Raw genomic sequence first — 1,599 nt, 5'->3', positions numbered from 1 at the left:
GGCCTCCACGGCGCGGCCCGACATGGCCAGCACGTTGAATCGCACCAGGCGGTCCATACCGGCGATGCCGATGGCCGAAAGCAGCGCGCCGATCGTGGTCGGGATCAAGGTGACGAACAGCGCCACCAGAACGGTCACCGAGATATAGCCGCCCGAGTAGGAGGCAAAACTCGGGATCGTCGCGGTGGCCAGCACGAAGATCAGCGTCATGCCGACGAGCAGGATGTTGAGCGCGATCTCGTTCGGCGTCTTCTGGCGCTCGGCACCTTCGACCAGCGAGATCATGCGGTCGAGGAAGGTATGGCCGGAGGCGGCGGTGATGCGGACGCGGACCCAGTCTGACAGCACCTGGGTGCCACCGGTGACCGCCGAACGGTCGCCACCGGATTCGCGGATGACCGGCGCCGATTCGCCTGTTATCGCCGCCTCATTGACCGACGCGACGCCCTCGACAACTTCGCCGTCCGACGGGATGATGTCGCCGGTCTCGACCAGGACGGCATCGCCGACCTTGAGGCTGGTGCCGGGCACGAGTTTGTATTTGGTGCGGTCCTCACCGGTCAAAAGCTTGGCCTGGGTCTCTGTGCGTGCCTTGCGCAGCGAATCCGCCTGCGCCTTGCCGCGGCCTTCTGCGACCGCTTCGGCGAAGTTGGCGAACAGGACGGTGAACCAAAGCCAGATGATGATCTGCAGCGTAAAGCCGAGATTGCCGCCTCCGGTGACCAGGTCCTTCACGAACAGCACCGTGGTGAGCGCCGAGACGACGGCAACGACGAGCATCACCGGGTTCCTGGCCAGCGTGCGCGGATCGAGCTTGCGGAAGGCGCCGCCAATGGCGGGAACTAGGATGCGTGCATCCATGATGCTTGCTGATTTCGAGTTGCTCATTTTGAAGCTCCGGCTTCGGTGTTGTTGGACGGCACCCGATGATTGGATGCCGAAAGGAAATGCGGTGGCCCGTAGGCCAGCAGCCAGAGGACGAGCATGACTGCCGCAAGGCCGAGAAACGTCGACAGGGTCGGGAAAGGAGGAGGTCTCTCCTCCTTTCGGTGATCGTCCCTGTGGCCGACCTTGCGGCGCATGGCATTGAACCAGGACATGACGGTCTCAGAAGGTCTGCCCGTGAGCCATCGCCAGGTGCTCGATGATCGGCCCGACGGCGAGCGCCGGGAAGAAGGTGAGGCCACCGACGATCAGGATGACGCCGACCAGCAGTCCGACGAACAGCGGGCCATCGGTCGGGAAGGTGCCGGCGGAAGCCGGAACCGTTTTCTTCGCCACCAGCGAGCCGGCAATGGCCAGCGCCGGGATGATGACCAGGAAGCGGCCCATCAGCATGCCGATGCCGATCGTGATGTTGTACCAGGGCGTGTTGCCGCTGAGGCCGCCAAAGGCCGAACCGTTGTTGGCCGCCGCCGAAGTGTAGGCATACAGAACCTCGGAGAAGCCGTGCGGGCCGGCATTGCCCATCGACGCCACGCCGGTCGGCAGCACGACGGCGATGGCCGTGAAGATCAGCATCGCCAGCGGCAGGCACAGTATGGCCAGCATAGCCATCTTGACCTCCTTGGCCTCGATCTTCTTGCCCAGATATTCGGG

3 protein-coding genes are annotated in these 1,599 nt (G+C 64.1%); all 3 read right to left on the bottom strand.

The window, feature by feature from the left end; all coding sequences use genetic code 11:
• Positions 1-888 (bottom strand): HAD-IC family P-type ATPase (locus EN906_RS33530; RefSeq protein WP_164777582.1); only part of this gene is annotated, 888 nt, incomplete at its 3' end.
• Positions 885-1,100, bottom strand: a complete 216-nt coding sequence (locus EN906_RS33525; RefSeq protein ID WP_127270652.1) for a hypothetical protein — start codon at positions 1,098-1,100, stop codon at positions 885-887. The genes EN906_RS33530 and EN906_RS33525, both read right to left, overlap by 4 nt.
• Positions 1,101-1,107: 7 nt before the next feature.
• Positions 1,108-1,599: potassium-transporting ATPase subunit KdpA (locus EN906_RS33520; protein WP_206529247.1), on the bottom strand; the 492-nt coding region annotated here is incomplete at its 5' end.

It is taken from the genome of Mesorhizobium sp. M7A.F.Ca.CA.004.06.1.1 (genome assembly GCF_003999135.1).
GTDB lineage: Bacteria > Pseudomonadota > Alphaproteobacteria > Rhizobiales > Rhizobiaceae > Mesorhizobium.
Note: the sequence above shows the minus strand (reverse complement) of the source record. Positions and strands in the feature narration are given on the sequence as shown.